Origin of the sequence: Chitinophaga sp. S165 (assembly GCF_003182155.1) — a bacterium.
Taxonomy (GTDB): Bacteria; Bacteroidota; Bacteroidia; order Chitinophagales; family Chitinophagaceae; genus Chitinophaga.
In genome coordinates this window covers 227,308-244,873 of sequence record NZ_QGTG01000009.1, presented here as the reverse complement: position 1 = coordinate 244,873, position 17,566 = coordinate 227,308, and the positions used below count along the sequence as shown (strand labels likewise).

The following is a 17,566-nucleotide window of genomic DNA, read 5'->3' as shown; positions in this document are numbered from 1 at the left end:
TACAATAGTAAAATCTTCAAAAATGTTTAGATGGTCAGCAATAAGCCTGACGTTGTTTTTAATAACAACGTACAGCTCTCTATATGCCCAAGAACTTCCAATTACACCTACTTCACCAGGCGCAGCTGGCGTATCACAACCTGCGAACATGTCAGTAAACCTCTATACTGGTGCAGGCGAGGTGTCTATCCCCTTGTATCTGGCCCAGCAACGAAAGTTGACGCTGCCAATAAGTCTAATATATGGAGGAAAAGCTTTTAAAGTGCAAGATGTAGCTGGTCCATTAGGACTAGGATGGAACTTACAAATCGGCGGCTGTATCACCAGAGTAATGCGTGGCAAACCTGATGAACAGGACAATGGCTTCGCGGCGGAAAATATTTCAACCGCCACTGCTGCCAAAATTGCCAACGACTATACATCGACTGGCTTTGGAGATTTAATAAAAAAAATCGCTACCAACGAAGTGGATGGTGAGCCAGACATTTTCACCTCTTCCGTAGGAGGCAAATTCGTCATGAATCGCCAGAATGACGCCATATTTGTTGCCAATAATGGTTTTAAAGTGCTAAAAAATGCATTATATGCAACCGGTGGCAACGACAGTACCTGGATCATCGTAGATCCCCAAGGAAATCAGTATTATTTTGGAGGCGCCTCGGCTACAGAGAGAGTGAGGTATATCGGGCGCACATTTAAAAGCCAAACATACATCAGCAACTGGTACCTTAGAAAGATCGTTTCACAAGACACAAAAGACTCAATTGTTTTCACCTACATATCCGGCGACGAAGTTAATTATTCCTACTACAAAAGGACGCACGTTGTAAGAGACTACCCATGCTTTATTAGTGACTCGTATGACAAAGATGAAAGCATAACAATACAAACGACCAAACCGAGATATCTATCTCTTGTTACTGGCAATAGTTTCTATGTACAATTGACGTATGCAAACAGAAAGGATATTACGGGCGGTCAATGTATTAAACAGGTAAGCATTACTCAAAAAGACGGCATCCGATTAAAAGAGATTGAACGTTTTATATTCAAGTACAGCTATTTTAAAGACGCAGATGGAAACTCCAATGCAAGACTCAAACTAAGCACAGTGTATAATATGGATACAGCGGGACTTAGAAAGCCGATGGCCAGTTTTGTATATAATGAAGCTGTCAACCTACCTCCAAGAAGCTCGGTCGAATTTGATCATTGGGGCTTTTACAACACCAATCCGACAGGAACAAGCATTCCCCCGCTCGCCAATAAAGAGCCTGACAGTATTAGAACACAGGCTAATTTACTCATCAGAACAAATTGGCTGGCTGGTGGATATACTACTTATCGATATGAACAACATCGCTGCCTTGTAGATAATCAACTGAAAATAGCTGGCGGTGTAAGGATCGCCTCGACCACGGTAAATGACCCCGTCACTGGCAGTAAAATGACTACATCCTACAGATATATTTTAGATGATAATACCACAAGCGGCTTATTATACAATCCACGGCCGCAAAACTATTATTCTTACAAGGTCTATGCTGCCCCGCAGTGGATATCGCCTGGCCCAGGCAATGGTTCGAACCCTCAGTGTGCAGGCTATACCGAAATCACGCAGGATCAAAGTTTTGCAGACCTATTTGACATATATGGCGTCACAATCGGCTATTCCAGAGTTGAGGTTAACAATGCGGACGGCAGCAGGGACGTTAATTATTATAGTGATATAAAGGACTGGAGCCAGGATGACATTGACTTCTATAGAGCAACTGATGCAGGCGCGGTCAGTGCACCAGGTGGGAACTATCGATTTGGTCCCCCGTACTCGAATCAAACATCTTATGGATTCATGAGGGGGCTACTGAAGCAAAAACGGATTTATTCAGCAGAAGGTAAATTACAAAGTGTATGTAACTACCTGTTTGACAGTTACATAAACACCGCTAATCGTATCTATGGGATGCGCGCGATGCAGTTAAATTCTCAGTATGGTAACTTGTGGTATGCCGCAAAATATGAAGAACTGATTGCAACTCCGCAAATGAAGTACATGCAGGAAACAGTATATCCGGCAACTAACGCGGTAGACTCAATTATTTCGTGGAAAAGCATTGAGTATGTTAACCAATTTCCTTTCCTTGTTCGAAAAATCACGTCCAATGGTACAAACGGAGATACGCTTATTAACCAATTCGCTTATCCATCAGACTTTGGAGCCAACGGTACGACAGCCTATAGAAACTTGATCATTGCCAATATTTGGGGATTACCGCTGGAAGATGTACGGCTGCTTAAAAGGAACGGGCAAAGTAAAGTAATCGCAGGTGCTATCAGTAAATACAGAATGGATACTTTAGGATTTGCAATCATTCCTGTATTCGACAGCAAACTGGTGCTGAACTTGGAAAAGCCGATGACCAATTACAGTTGGCTAACCAATCAGGGACAATTCGACAAAAATTATGAAGCTGATATCGTTGTAAACCGATACAACGCTTCAGGCGCCATTGCCGATTATACAACAAGGGGAAACATATCACATTCCTGTTTATGGGACTCTTATAATCCAGGTTATAAGATAGCTGAAGTAACAAATGCTACCTCTGCCGAATTTTACTACGAAGGATTTGAGTCTTATAACTATCCAGGTATTAATGGTAAAGGTGGCCACACCGGCAGAAACTATAGCCGGGATGATCAAACGCTTACATTCAACCCTCCTAGTGCCAAACACTACAATGTCAGCTACTGGTATAAAGCCGATGGCAAATGGACCTACTCCGGCAAAATCCCCTACACCAAGAACATGGTGATTGCGGCACGCGAGGGACTGGACGACATTCGTATCCTGCCTGATAATGCACGCATGGGAACCTACACTTATGACCCACTCATCGGCTTGACCAGCGAAACCGACGACAATGGTAATACTAAATACTACGAGTATGATGAAAATGAACATCTAAAATTAAGTAGGGACAAGGACCAGCATATTACTGCAGCATTCGACTATCAGCCCTATAGTCAATCGGTCAGCGGAGATCGTGGATGCCCTGTTTTTAATGGCAACATCACCATTAATAGAACAGCAGCATTTACATGGAATGTGTCGTGGGACGCGGTACCGGCAAGCTCGCGATACAGGGTTGAATATCGGAAAGAAGATGAAGATAACTGGTCATCGGTTTTGACAACAGCTACCAATGTCAACATCAGCAACCTGGAACTGCTCACCGAATATGAGATAAGAATAACGCCAGAATGCACACTCAGTAGCAGAGCCCAGCCATCAGGCATTAAAACTTTCAAAAGTAGTCAGCAATTGCTAAAGCTCAGTTTTGCATTAACCAACTATTCGGGAGGAAACAATCGGATTATTCTTACTGCCAACTATGAGGGGCCACTTGCAACCGTAAAAAGTTTTAATTGGGGATATTGTGTGGTCAACTATACCATTGATCCCAACTTCCAATACTGCTATGGCTTTCCCGGAGCTTCAAATGGTGCCGGCAACTATACCTCTACCACCATTGGCTTCGAAACCACGACGCTAACGGCACAATCCAATAACGCCACACCGGGTAGCACATATGGTGCAATTAAAAAGATTGTCCTCACTGCAGTGCAAGGTATTAGCCCATGGGATATCCAAAAGGATGACAATGCTCCATATGAATTCATTATTCAATAAATTTTCTTAGATCTCATATAAAATCATGTTAATGCACCTATATAGCTGGTTTCTAAGAAACCGCACCGCATTGTTGGCTACACTTCTACTCATATTGAAATGCTTTGACACCCAGGCACAAAATGTTCCTAATGGGGCAACGGCACCTGTGGTGAACAATCCCGTTGTACCATCATCCTACAATGCTGCAGCAAATTTTCCATTTATCAGACAATGGACACCTTCGATTCCGGTAACTGATCTTGCAAGTGTTGTCTCCTCGGCCAGAACAAATACAGAAGTACAACAAACGACAACCTATTTCGATGGTTTAGGTAGGAAGATCCAAACCGTGCTCAAAGGCGCAACTCCTGGCGGACGAGATATGGTCTCTCTCTCCTATTATGACGATGCCGGGCGCCAAACACGTCAATACTTAAGTTATGCGACCTTGCCTAATCAGCCAAAGGATGGCTTAATCAAGCTTAATCCTTTTGCGGACCAGGTGAGTTTCTACAATGGTTTGCCAGGGCAGGAACAACAGAAATATCTGTATTCGTCCAGCCAAGTCGAAAATTCCAGCTTTTCCCGTCCCTTGCAAACCTTTCGTCCGGGAAACGCACTGTTGGGAAACAACGTAGGCCAACGCTATCAGTATGGGGTAAATAACATCTCCGAACAAATAAGGATCATCGGTTTAGCAGATGGCCCAGATCTGGTTCCGCAGAATCTCGGTGTCTTTGCCACAGGTGAATTGTACAAAACAGCGGTGACTGATGAGGATAACAAAATAACGATCGAATACAAGACAAGAGATGGCCGCAGTGTTCTTAAAAAACATCAAGTTGCCGATAACCCCGGCAGTGGCGCACAAGGATGGCTTTGTACCTATTATGTGTATGATGACCTGGGCGGACTGCGTCTAATCGTTACACCTAAGGCTGTCAAGGCTTATGAGGCCAATGGATGGAATTTCCAAGATGCACAAGTACTAGAAAATCTTTGCTTTCAGGTCAAATATGATGCAAAAGGCCGAGAAGTAGAAAAAAAAGCAGGGGGCGCTGAGCCTGAATATCTGGTTTACGACTTACGTGAACGGCTCACATTTATACAGGATGGTAACCAAAGAAAAGATGGTAAATGGATCGTCATGTTCTATGATGACTTTGATCGTTTGGTGATGACCGCCGAATATAAAAGTGGTGCAACGCGTGCACAGCTACAGCAGCGAATGGATACCATTCGTAGCACTGCAGAAATTCCGTTAAGTATACTGAATCTACAGCCGGCCGATCTTACATTACAATCCGGTGAGGTTTCTGCCGCCGAATACACTGCATCTAATAGTATCACTGTTCCTGATGGGTTTAGCCTTAAACCTGGTGACGATCTGACATTAACATTGGATACGGCTAAAAACCTGACCAACAGCCTTCCCTCCTATCTGAACCCGGTTCCAGAACTTGAAAGTTTTACACCGATCACCATTTATCATTACGATGACTACACATGGGCAGGCGCCAAACCGTTCAGAAATGAAATGGTGGCAAAGCTGGATGCTAGCGGGGCCAGTTATGTAGAAGCTGCATTGCCGGATTATAATCTAACCGGTGTAATGACCGGTAAACAAACCAGGGTAATCAATGCGGCAACAGAACAATGGCTCACGACTACGGCGTACTATGATAGCAAAGGCAGAAGGATTCAATTATCCGAAGATAACATCAATGGAGGCACAGATGTCACCACCTCCCAATATCAATTCAGCGGCCAATTGCTCTCACAGCACTTACTGCACAATAATCCATTAAGTAAAACGACGCCTTCTCTTTCAGTATTAACTAAATATCTCTACGATAATAACGGACGGCTCATAAAGACTACACAAACCTTAAACAACGACCATGTTGAACGGTTAGTTAGCCAATTGGCGTACGACACGCTGGGAAGATTGCGTAGTAAGAAGCTTGGAAACCTTGACGAGCTGGTATATGACTATGATCTCAACAGTAAAATCATAGCTGTCAACAGAGATTATGTCAGAAACGGTGGGAATGGCTATTTCGGATATGAAATGTTTTATGAACATGGATTTTCCAATAGTTGGAAAAATGGTAGTCTATCCGGTATTACCTGGAGAAGAAAAGGTGATAACGGGTACCGTTCTTTTGGATACAATTATGATCCGGCAGGACGGCTATCGCAAGCTGATTTCGCATTAAATAAGGATGGCACCTGGTCAAGCAGCAACGAAAACTATGGAGTTAGCAATTTAACCTATGATTTAAACGGAAACATTCAGACCATGGATGTCTCTGCGACCCTACTAGGGGCGACAAAGCCGGTAGATAAGCTGCGATACACCTACGAGTCAGTCGGTGACAAACTACTTAAAGTCATAGACGATGCAGGGTTTCAACAGCAGGGCGACTTCAAAGATGGCCTAAATGGGGAAAATAATGACTATACCTACGATAGCGACGGCAACCTGATCAGTGACGAAAATAAAGGAACGCACTATACCTGGAATAGCACGATTGGAAAACTGGTCAAAATCGCACTTCAGAATTCACAAAAAAGCATTGAATACACATATGATGCTTCCGGCTTCAGATGGAAAAAGGATATCATCGATGGCAACAGTCGCACCAGTTATTCGTATCTGAACGGGTTTGTATATAAAAATGATACGCTTTTATTCTTTAGTCACCCGGAGGGTAGGATACGGAGAACAGCTAAAGGACAACTTGTATATGACTATTTCGAGACGGATAATCTTGGAAATGTAAGAACTGTCCTTACCGAAGAAAAAGACACCTCTTTCTACGCAGCGACTTTTGAACAAAATCGTAGTGAAATTGAGGTGGCCACGTATCGGAATTTGGACCTAGTAAAAGAAGCCATTTCAACTCAGTTGCCATGGTATAATGAGCAAACCAATAAATATTGGAGCAGGCTGAATGGAAGCGTACCGGACAAAAAAATCGGCGCTGCAATTGTGCTCAAAGTGATGGCTGGAGATGTAGTGGATATACAAACTAAGGCCTATTACAAAACGACGGGAACAACTAATACTGCAACCCCTGATGATATCGTCAACAATCTGATCACTGCGTTTCTTGGAGCAGGTTCCGAAATTGTCGATAACGGTAAAGGAAATATACGCCAAAATGGGGGCAGCTATCTAAATACAGGTGACCTATATGCGTTTGTAAATGACAATCAGCAAAATAATCAGACTAATCAAACTCCCAAGGCTTATCTGAATTATTTACTGTTTGACGAAAATTTCAATTTAGTCACTGGGTATGTAAAACGAATAAACGGCGGCCCGGACGCCCTTACTAGTTATAATGGACATATTGATGTGCCTAAAAATGGCTTTGTATACGTGTATACCAGCAATGAGGGCAGCGAAGACGTATGGTTCGATGACTTACAGGTAAGCCATCAATCTGGCCCCTTGCTACAGGAAAGCACTGTATATCCCTATGGCCTGGAGATCACTACTCAAAGTAGTCGTAGGTTGAACAAAACAGGCAATCAGTTCCTATTCCAAAGTAAGGAGTTGGATCAGGAGTTGGATGTCGCTTTATATTATTTTAATGCCCGATATTATGATCCCCAGCTTGGCAGATTCATTAGTTTAGATCCGGCGCGCCAGCTTGCCGGAGGCTACAATGGAATGGGTAATAATCCTGCCATGTTTGTAGATCCGGATGGCCGGTTCCTGCCCCTGGTTGCCGTAATCGCCGGAGCTGTTATTGGCGGAGTTACCAATGTTATCTCTAACTGGTCTGAGATTAGCTCAGCTCCTACGTTAGGACAGGCAATTTTAAGAGGAGCTTCATACACCCTAGTTGGAGCGGTAAGCGGGGGACTTTATGCTACCGGAAACGTAACAGCCGCGGCCACCATTTCTGCTATTGGAAATGGGGTGGCTGACGTACTCAGCGGACATTCCATTAACGATGCTGCCGGACGAGCGCTTATGGGAACGATAATGGCACCCATAGGTGGGGCAGTTACAAGAGGAGCATCAACTGTTATAGGTCCTCTGGTAAGTCGTATTCCAGGCGACGCCATCCGCACAGCTATTGACATAGGTGTTTCTCAGGCAATCGGAGCAGAAGTGATGGGTACAGCTTCAGGCATGTGGTTTGGGAATCAGTCTTTAGGAGAGGCGATGAAAAATGCCCTGCCAAGCGCTTTAGTCGCCGGAGCCAGCGGATCCATAAGTGGATATATCAATGGATACATTCGATCAAGGACCACCAATCGTGACCCAGTAAACGAAACAACTGTCGGCAACATCGAAAAAGTGGAAACCGTACAGGCAACCTCTGAGGTGAGTACTGACCTGGAAGGACCGGCGTCAAAAGGCACGTGGAACTTCAGAAGTGAGTTGGAGGACAATGCAGCAAAGCTTAATATTAAGACAAGTGCAAAAGGGGACGAACCATCTAAAGTTTATACCATTTATGATAAAGATGGACAAATTATTAAGTTTGGCGTAACGGATGCGGAGTTGAAAAGACTTAACGATGTACTGAGATATGAGGTAGAAGCAGGCGCAACACCAAGAGTAACTGATAAAGTATTTCCGAAATTCGAAGCCCATATTATTGAAAAATATTTAAGAAGTTTGTATTATAACTCAGGCAACACAGCGCCACTTCCGGGTATGAAGGTTCCTTATCCGAGGGATTTTAATACTGGAAAAATGATCAATCCAAAAAACTAACTATAAATATATTTGCGAGATATGGCAAACAAAATTGGACGAACCCTCTGTTGGTTAAAAGATGAGAATGGAAATGTAGGAGATTTTGTCAACCGATTTTTTGGGACAAGTACATTATTGAATCAGCTGCTCAATGAAAGCTATGATGGTATTGCTATAAAATTTATCAACATTGAATTTGGAAATCAAGCCAGATTTGATAAATATCCGATAACACCACCAGACAGTGTGCACTACGTCAAACGAGCAGGGGCCAACCTGTTCTATTATAATCTGATTGACTTCGACGTATTCAACAACCTGAACTTTGAAGCAAAAAAGCGTTTTGTATGGAATGTAGCCACCAACAGTCTGATTAAAGCCGGTGATCAGACTAACAATGCTGAACTGAAGATGGCTGCGACGTATGCACTTCAAAAAGGTTTGGAATTGGAGCTGCGGGCAGACATTAAATCCCTTGAAACCAAAGTCGATATAGGGGGTACGCCATTCGTTGCAAGTATCTGGATCTTAATCGGTGAACATGAAATGTCGGCCAGGCTACGGCTGCAAAAAGGTCAAGAAACCGTTTTTGAAAACGAAATTGATACATCCGGTACAGGCGCTGAATTTTTCCTTGACATGTTTAAGTCTATCACCGTGGTTAAAGATCAACTGGTGATCAAAGCCATGAAAGATGCACCTGGAGATTATCCCTTACGAATAGATATTCCGGCAGCGCTCCTATCGTAATCTTTTAATGCAACAATTTACCAGGAAATTCCTGGGCCGATCCTCGGGGTTACTACCCGGGTCGGCCGGGTAGGGAAAACTATGCCCGGTCTTTAAAAAACAGCAATCAAACATTTGGGACAATACGGCTTTGTTATGAACAAGGCATTTAACACATCAATCACATGAGATCATTTTATTTTCTTTTATGCTTTCTCGTTTCCTCCTTGTTGAGCTGGGGGCAAACAACGTTGAAAGTAACAAATGATACCGTCCGTGTAATAAAGGCAGAGCTTAAACTACAGAACTCCACCAGCGATAGCACAGGCTTTCTGTTCAATACGGGCAAGGGAAGTACGCAGTTCAAAAGAATCAAACTGATTAACCTTGGCGACACGGCCATTGCCATTCCTGGGCAGGACACACTATCTGTAAGGTTCTCAGGAGGTTACAGTCTAAATTCACCTGATGTATCACTAGGAGTAAGAGCACTGGAGGGCAGTAACGTAAAGTTAAAATGGTGGCAGTCGGACAATGAATTGTATCAGAGCGCAAGGATTGGCGTAATAGGTGATAGTCAGGGCGCTGGTAGCTATGCCAGCACTTTCTCCAATTCAATCGTAGGTTTGCTGCAATCCTATATCTACTCAGTATCTCCCAATGCTGCGGTCACCAATTATTGCAAGGACGGTTATAATTCGAGAAACCTGGCCCCTGACGGTAGCAATAGTTATGTAGATACGCAACGCAATATCACAAAGGCCATTGCAGATGGCAATACCATCATTATCCTGATCAATACCAGCAACGACTATGCTTCTAATAGTTCAGGCGGCGAAATGACAAATGAAGAAGCACTATCTAACACCTTACTTATTGAAGATCTGTGCAAACGAAATGGTGTGCAATTGATTGTGATGAGTAATTTTCCCCGTCAACAATTGGGCACTACGCAACGACTGAAACTACTGACGGCAGCCGATAATCTCAGAAAAACGTTTGGTAACAGATGTGCCTATGTGTATCATTTACTGGAAGATCCCAGTAATCCCAATCAACTAAATAGCTCCTTACAGGTAGGGGATAATATTCACCTCAATGATGCAGGTTGTGCGATCGTTTTTAAAGCACTCAGAAATACACTATCCGCTTATTTCACATCAAATACCGATGTCATCAAATATGTAGTTCAACGCACCATCGGGTTATCAACCCCTTTCTCAGACTACCAGACTATTACATCCCCATCCCAAAACACGCTAGACGTTGCCGAAGATGGTCAATTATACCGCGTACGCTTATATTTCCGTGACGGCTATTTTTCTCAGTGGAGTAATGTCGCACAGGCGACCAAGAGCAACAACGTACCGGTAAAACCATTGCCTGTCATCAGTATCAGTGGGCCTTCTGCCATTACACTGCCAACAAACTCCATTACTTTAACAGCCACTGCAACCGCCCCTGCCGGGTCAACTATTGCGAGCTACCAATGGTCTAAAATTTCCGGAGGCAATGCCGTCATTGCAAGCCCTACCAATTCAGAAACCAATATTAATAGTCTTGTTCAGGGTACTTATGTGTTCCGCTGTGTGGTAACAGATAGTGATGGCGGCACAAATAGCCGGGATATCACCGTAACAGTAAGCCCAACCTCCGACCCCAATGGTGCTGTTAAATTCAATTTCAATCTCACAGCTCAGAATGTACCGGGTTGGATCGATGTTAGTGACGGTCCTTTAGCTTCTGCAAATACCGGAAAAACCTGGATTCATACTGCGTCCGGCATTGGCCTGCTTTCCATTGGGAATAATAGCACGTATTGGGGCAGTGTATATTACGGAGTAAACGCGGGCAACGACAATGGCGAGCAAACCAGTGATGCCGGCGGTTTTGCTACTGACCAGCCGGTAATTTCATCGGCTTGGTATTCCAAAGACATTACTTATTCTGGCACCTCGTCAAGTCAATTTAAATTAATTGGTCTCAATCCGGCTAAAAAGTATTTGATCCGTATTTATAGTTCCCTGGACAATAGTTTTGGACTTGATGCAAATCCTACCTTGTTAATTGTAAACGATAATACATTAAATAAGCGCCTGATCGACGCCAGTGGAAATACCTCAGATGTAGCAATCTTCAATGGTGTTCAGCCTAACGCAAGTGGGGAAATACCAGTGTTTGTAGGAGTGCCAGCAGGAGAAGCATCTTTCGGAATGATCAATGGATTAACTATTACGGAAGAAACTACCACAACCAACATTGCGCCAGTGGTTGATGCAGGCAATGCACAAACAGTTATTCTTCCGTTAAGTAGCGCCAATTTAAGAGCTACTATTACTGGCGGTAATGCAGAACCGGTAACGGTGCTCTGGACAAAAGTGTCTGGACCTAGTGCAACCATTACAACCGCAAACAGTCTTACGACAGCTGTGACAGGTCTGACAACTGGGACTTACATCTTCCGTTGTACCGTCACGGATCGCAACAATCTGACAGGATTCAGTAATGTGACCATTACGGTAAGTGCCAGCAGCAATTTCCCAACATTAAAAGTAGCTTTTTCCAAAAATGCTTTCACATCTTCAGGTTGGGAAATAGTTTCAGGCGAACCTCATAATGGAACGCTAAGCAAAACGGTGTCTTACGCTGGGAATGCGGTAACGGTCGCTACAGGGACCTGGACACCATTTGTCGGGCAGTACAGTGCAGATGCAACAGGTGAAACTGTTAACGACGGTGGAGGTTTTGCTGCACCGACAAGGGTGGTTCAGGGTAACTTCTTTAATATTAGCAGCTACGCTATAGCATCACCACAGGTAACAGTATCAAATCTTGCGGCGGGCAAATACAGGGTAACCTTCTTTGGGTCGCTTAATACGGCTACCGCTCAGAGTTTGTCGGCAAACTGTAATACTGTCTACAGGGTAAATTCATCCGATCCTGTTACAGTCAATAACCAGGGTAATACTTCGAAAACAGCTGTATTTGATAATATCGAGGTGCTTGCGAATGGAACATTAAATTTGTTTGCGACTCCGATACAAGGTGGCGTTAACCAATATATTGCTACGCTTTGCTACTTCACACTTGAAAAAACCGAGTAACAACAACTTTCCTAAATAAAAAAAGAGGTTGTATCAAAAATAAACGAAGGCCTTGAGAATCACTTAAACGACTACCTGACTCCATCAGGTACCCGAATAAAAAGAGGCTGCATCAACTTTTGATACAGCCTCTTTTTTATTGCCGACCCGGCCAGTTTTCTATCGCCCACCTTTCGCACCCCATCATTATAGTATTCAAGTGACTGCCCAAAACTCTTACTCTTTTACCTCAGTATCTGCACCAGCCATCGGCAGCTACCGAAAAGGTTCCTTTTATGAAACGCCTCCCTCCTCTTCAGGCTTAATAAAAAGCAAGTGGGCGAGCGTCGGATCTTTACGGATACGGTCAATCTCATTTTCAATCATGTAAGCGATATCGTTTTTTATCTGCGCATAATTTTGCTGTACCTCCAAAAAAGACACCTCTCTCACTTTAGGCAGGGGCTCATAGGCCGCTTCCTGGGCTTTTATGGTGTCAGGATCATTAATGATCTGACAATGGAAGGTTTTGAGTTTTACCGGGGTAGCCGGATTATCGGCCACCATACCGACAAATTCCCCGGAACTAAGCGCTGAGATACGGGATGGCGGTACCGCGTAGTCGAGCTGCGTATTGTGACTAACACTGGTATCCTGCCGGTTAATGGAAACGCTATCCCTGAGTTGCACAATTTTACCGAAACGCTCACTGAGCACTTTGGCAGTATCACCAAATGTTTGTCCACAAATGACATTACCGGGTAAATTGATGATCACGTCTGCCTGCTCACGACCATAATCTTTGCGTAATTGTTCGGTTGACTGAACTGCAAGCAGGGTACTTACTAAATTCGATCTGGCAGTTGCCAGGCAGGTATCAAGTGGTGCGTAGATCGTAGGATATTCATCGAAAACGAGGGAACACTTATGCTGGTTTTTCCGGTTCACCAGTTTGAGCATCCGCGATATATACAGGGATAGTACGGCGCCATAGATTTGGATTTTTAATGGATCATTACCCATGCAGACAATCTTGGGGGCTTCAGGATTATTGACATCGAGGGTAAATTCACTGCCGCTCATGACGTAATACAGCTGCGGAGAGCTGAGGCGGGCCATACCTATTTTCGCGCTGGCGATCTGTCCTTCCAGTTGCTCCATGGCGCGGGACAGGTAGGCAGAAATAAATGGATTTAGAAACACGTCACATTGGGGATCGGTACCAAGGACCGGGAATAAGTCATCATAGTGAACGGACATCATTTCAATCACATGCGGCAATGTACAAAACTTGCCGCCTTGATAGCCACGTAAAAACCATATGACAGCAGTTACGAAGTTGATACTACTCTCGATAAAAAATTCACCTTGGCGTCGGACCCAGTCGCGGTTCAGACCCAAAAGTATCGTCCGCGCCGCTTCCGCCGCATCCGTAATATCAGTCATCATGTCCGGGTCCAGGGGATTGCAGCGATGGCTGCGGCTCAGATCATTAAAATTGATGACATAGAACTTAGGCTGCACTTTGTAAACACCCTGGTATTGTAGCAGGGCGTTGTAAGCGATCTTAGAAAGGTCATCGAACTTAAAATCATACACGAACATCGTGTATCCCTTACTGATGTGCTGTTCAATCCAACTTCGGACAACAAAAAATGTTTTACCGGCTCCCGCGGATCCGCAGAGTAGAGTGCCCCTAAATGGATTTTGGATATTGATCCACATCTGGCGCTGGGCGCTTTTGAACCGGTACCGTCCTCTCAGGTTGACTGAATATTCATTTTCGATCAGTTCTTCTTGTTGGGGGAAGGTTTCATTTAGTTCATTGAAGATGTCTTTACCCAATTGCAGTTTAATGAGACGGGAAAGTCGAGCGCCTCCGGATAGCAGCAGCAGGTAGCCCGAACTGGTAACCAGCATATATCCAATCGCGAGTTGAGTGACTGGTACTGGAAAATACAGGAGCCAGGCCGCGCCCCAGAACAGCAGCATCCCAAATACCAGCAAAGCGATAATTGTCGAGACGCTAGCCTTTTCATCTTTTTTGCCTTTTATACCCAATAGCGATAGTGCTAGCAGACCAATTACTGCAGCTTTGGTATAAATGGGCTCTTTGAAAATAGCCGCCCGGGCGATGTTGCTTAAAACCCGTTCTACTATGGATGGCACGAGCCCCCACTGTACAAATGCAGCATAACAGTAGATAAAGAAATGTAATCCAAGCAGGATAATGGATGACTTACGGACAAAGTCAATAATAGCCCGTAGGCCCTGTTCATTTTCACCAGTTTGCATACTTCACACATTTTCAAACTCACAAAATCACGCATGTACCCTGACCAATTGACCGATCAGGACAAACGCCGTTTTTTCCTTTTCTTCTTTTTCGCTTCCCTCAGTAATGCTGCAGGCACCCAATTGTAGATATCTTCAGGTTCCAGCCAGGCGGCAAAAAGACCACAGAATTGCTCGGCCAGTACTTGTAATCCTTCGAGTAGCACTACGGCCGGCGGCGGAAGGGTTGTTCTGTTGCCACCGCCTGTTGTGGCGCCAGCATTCCCTGCAGACCTACCCATTCCTGCAGCTAGCAAATACGCGGTGATGGATTTATCAGCCAGGACAAAATTGGTCGGATCACCGCCTGACCGCCCGAGCCAAAACTGAGGCGCTTCACCCGGGATGGGTTGAATGACAATCTGTAGTCCCGCTTGCTTCCAGTTTTGTAAAACAGCATCGATGCTACCGGTAAAGTTGGTACGCTGCAAGAGCCCACTCACAAAGGAGAGATTGGATGCTAGAGTCGCATTCTCTCCCCGCGGAAGTTTGCGTAAGAGTGCGTGTGCGCTGTATTTTTTTCCCAGGGCATTGCCATTAAATACTGTGCAACTCAAGTGGTCAATGAATGTAAAACCATAGATAATCCCTTGTGGATTGGTGCGTGCTACCAGACTGATATCTTCTTTTTCGAGCGCCGCAGACAACTGCTCGAGCGAAGTGCCGGCTATAAGCAGTTTATCGATCGTGCGCGTGAGGCGCCCTGCAAACGCTTTTCTTTTGCTGGCACCAATGACATAGAGCGGTTGCAGATTTGCTAATGTTGGTGACTTATATAAAATACTGGCTTTGATGCCAACGCCTTTTGGGGCACCGGTGTCATCGAGCAGTCGGTAGACGAGTCCTCCGTGTTCATAAAGACTGCTTCCTGGCTTGCCAGGATCTGCCAGTACCCCAAAATGCCGCAGAACGGCATTATATTCAGAAAGGCTACCAAAACGATAGTTGCTAATAACCCCTCCAACAATAGCAGCGATCGTCGCTTTGGTAGGTCGATCCCCGTACCTGGCCCTTTTAAGCCAGTCGGCAGGAAGCTCTCCTGTAGTTTTCACTCCACGGACTTTTGCTGGTATCAGTCCATACTCTTGTTCTATGGCTATCCTTGCCGGACCAGATCTATCGCGCCCTATGTAATGCGTTGGGATACGGCTGCCATCGGCTCTAATGCAGGTAGTAACGATATGCATATGAGGATGGCCCGCATCGGTATGTTCGTAGACCAGGTAGGGTTGGTCAGCAAAGCCGATACGCTCCATATAGTCGCTGGCAATTTGACGCATAGTGTCCAGCGGCAATATCTCTTCAGGAGGAAAATTCAGTGATATGTGGATGGCATTGGTCTGGGCAATCTCACTACGTTCGGTCAACATGTTAAACCGGTTGATCTTTTGATAAAAATTCAGTCGCTCCGGTCCCAGCCCGAAACCTTCGGCAGCGATACAATGCGCATCACCATTTTTCACCTTGACTTCATTGTAGCTCAGCAAGCGCCGAATGCCTTTTCCACAAATCACTTTTGCAACCATTTTTCCGCGAGCCTTTCAATGACAGGAAACAATTCTTTCTTGACAGCTTCTACCCCACCCAGTAGCGTCGTTAACGATAATGCATGAAGTAGCTTTTGAGACGCTTCCGGTGTGCTGTTGATCTGACGCGTCACTTGATTGATATTGATACCGATGGCGTTGATTTCTTTTCGAAGCCTGACAAGTTCTTCCATTAAGGCTCCAAGGCTGTCATCTTTGTTATAGAGGGTAATTGGTTTGTCACAGATGATTGCACGTAATAGTTCGCTCATATTCTTATGGTGTGAAGACAACAATAGCTGCTGCAACTTTTGGAAATTGCGCTGATTGATCCGTGTCTTTACATCATAAGACAACGCGTCCTGCACTGGTACTTTCTTTCTTGCCATAATGTTGTTTGTCGTTAAAAAAATCCGACTTCGGAGGATTTTGAGGCGCCGGATACCGAAGGCCGGCACCAACCAGTTGCGCAATTTGTGCGCAACTGTACATCTTGCTGGACACACCGATCGTGGCCGAAACGACCATAGTTATTGTAATAACATTGATTGTTGCCACCATTCGATGAATTAGGAAATTGATACAGTGAGACCCACAATTCGCCTGACACCATTATATATAGCATACTATGGCGCCTAGACATTGGCTATCGCCAGGAAATCATTATTTGTTATGCGGTGAACAAATAGTTGTGGCAATAGCATTATTTAACCAACCTTTTGGAATCGCAATAGGATGAGGCAATCCTCGTGGTGACTAAAACCTCAGAGATTTGATAAGAAAAAGGGGAGGCCGTTTTCTAATAAATGCCATATCCTACATCAAGTGAAGGCCTCTCCTATCATGAGTTAAATATTCCTAATTTTTTGTCGAAAGGAATAGGTGTGCAAGATCAGTTACTGGAGAAAACAGATTGGCACTTAGCTTTATGATTTCTTACTAAATATTTGTTATAGCTGCCGGTGGACAGGGACAGCAACTAAATTAAAACGGCTAATAAAACCTGTTACGCGGACCTTTCTTTTTATTAGAAGGCTGGACCAAGCGGTGATTTAAATTATTGGGAACATGAATTTTTTTTCCAACAGCATACACGATGGCGGCATCAATGGAAGGCATCACAGCGGGAGACTCCACTGGTACATGTGACGTTTGTCCGTCTGCCAGTCTTACAGAGAGACTACTGATAGTAAGTTGCCGGGTGTCAGTCTCAAGCTTAAAGTATATCAGAAACTCAACTTGTTGTCCATTTAAATTGGCACGGATTGGCAGGTCAAACAATTCCCATTCTCCGCTCTGGGTAACTTCTGCTTGCCCCGGAAATTGTTTATTCAGCAAAAGTTTGTGGATTTGGCCGCGCAGCTCATGTTCAAAATCTGCACTCGTCGTGCCGTATCCATTATCCAGGTAGCCCTTACTTTTCAGCAAGGCAATATTGGTCTTTATTTGATCATCTATACTTTTAATTGCCATGATCACTGGTATTTTCACACGT

At 44.4% G+C, this 17,566-nt stretch carries 8 protein-coding genes; 4 read left to right on the top strand and 4 right to left on the bottom strand.

Annotation, left to right across the window (positions count from 1 at the left end; all coding sequences use genetic code 11):
• The first annotated feature begins 22 nt into the window (after positions 1-22).
• The 4 genes from C7475_RS27575 (at position 23) to C7475_RS27560 (ending at position 12,232) form a co-directional block, all read left to right on the top strand.
• On the top strand, positions 23-3,694 hold the full coding sequence (locus C7475_RS27575) for a fibronectin type III domain-containing protein (protein ID WP_146217674.1): 3,672 nt from the start codon (positions 23-25) through the stop codon (positions 3,692-3,694).
• A 25-nt stretch (positions 3,695-3,719) separates the two neighbouring features.
• Positions 3,720-8,417 (top strand): DUF6443 domain-containing protein, encoded by a 4,698-nt coding sequence (locus C7475_RS27570; RefSeq protein WP_110056652.1) that lies wholly within the window; start codon positions 3,720-3,722, stop codon positions 8,415-8,417.
• A 21-nt stretch (positions 8,418-8,438) separates the two neighbouring features.
• Positions 8,439-9,149 carry a hypothetical protein gene (locus C7475_RS27565; protein ID WP_110056651.1) on the top strand — a complete coding sequence of 237 codons (711 nt, stop codon included), beginning with the start codon at positions 8,439-8,441 and terminating at the stop codon, positions 9,147-9,149.
• Positions 9,150-9,313: 164 nt separating this feature from the next.
• A complete protein-coding gene (locus C7475_RS27560; RefSeq protein WP_146217673.1) occupies positions 9,314-12,232 on the top strand; it encodes an SGNH/GDSL hydrolase family protein in 2,919 nt (972 codons plus the stop codon).
• Positions 12,233-12,505: 273 nt separating this feature from the next.
• On the opposite strand, the gene mobC (C7475_RS27555) is transcribed toward C7475_RS27560, so the two are convergent.
• The 4 genes from mobC (C7475_RS27555) to C7475_RS27540 form a co-directional block, all read right to left on the bottom strand.
• Entirely contained in the window at positions 12,506-14,506 is a 2,001-nt protein-coding gene (gene mobC, locus C7475_RS27555) for a conjugal transfer protein MobC (protein ID WP_110056649.1), read from the bottom strand.
• A gap of 56 nt (positions 14,507-14,562) precedes the next feature.
• Positions 14,563-16,071, bottom strand: coding sequence for a relaxase/mobilization nuclease domain-containing protein (locus C7475_RS27550; RefSeq protein WP_110056648.1), 1,509 nt, complete (start codon positions 16,069-16,071; stop codon positions 14,563-14,565).
• On the bottom strand, positions 16,056-16,460 hold the full coding sequence (gene mobC / locus C7475_RS27545) for a plasmid mobilization relaxosome protein MobC (protein WP_110056647.1): 405 nt from the start codon (positions 16,458-16,460) through the stop codon (positions 16,056-16,058). The genes C7475_RS27550 and mobC (C7475_RS27545) overlap by 16 nt, the downstream gene beginning before the upstream one ends.
• A gap of 604 nt (positions 16,461-17,064) precedes the next feature.
• Positions 17,065-17,544: a hypothetical protein gene (locus C7475_RS27540; RefSeq protein WP_110056646.1), complete on the bottom strand. Its 480-nt coding sequence runs from the start codon at positions 17,542-17,544 to the stop codon at positions 17,065-17,067.
• Positions 17,545-17,566 lie beyond the last annotated feature (22 nt).